Source organism: Aeromonas sp. EERV15 (genome assembly GCF_900079845.1).
GTDB classification, from domain to species: domain Bacteria; phylum Pseudomonadota; class Gammaproteobacteria; order Enterobacterales; family Aeromonadaceae; genus Aeromonas; species Aeromonas sobria.
The window spans coordinates 1-441 of sequence record NZ_FKKY02000157.1 but is presented as its reverse complement, the minus strand read 5'-3'; the positions used below and the strand labels follow the sequence as shown (position 1 = coordinate 441).

At 73.5% G+C, this 441-nt stretch carries 1 protein-coding gene; it reads left to right on the top strand.

The annotated features are described in order from the left end of the window. Positions 1-111: 111 nt before the first annotated feature. The coding region (locus BN4575_RS20850; RefSeq protein WP_141689926.1) for a Uma2 family endonuclease at positions 112-441 on the top strand (330 nt) is incomplete at its 3' end.

Below are 441 nucleotides of genomic sequence, written 5' to 3'. Positions count from 1 at the left end.
CGCCATGCCGGGATTCTCGCGGGATCTGAGCCCATGGAGCCGACGACCTCGGGCGGCGCGGGAGCAGACGCTCGCCCCGGCTGCGACCGCGCTCCCGTGGTAGGGTCGGCCATGAGCACCGGCGTGCTGCCGCACAACCTGGATCCCGCTCGGAACGCACCGGAGGTCGAGGCGGCATTCGAGGCGGTGCCCCCCGAGCAGGTGGCAGAGATCCTCGACGGGGAGCTCTTCACCTTTCCGCGGCCCGGCCGCCCCCACACGCGGAGCGCATCGCGCCTCACGATGAAGCTCGGCGGCGCCTTCGATCTCGGCGACGGCGGGCCCGGCGGCTGGGTGCTCCTGGACGAGCCCGAGCTCCACCTCGGGCCGCGACCCGACAAGGTGGTAGCCGACCTCGCAGGCTGGAAGCGGGAGCGCATGCCGGATGCCCTCGGGGACGAG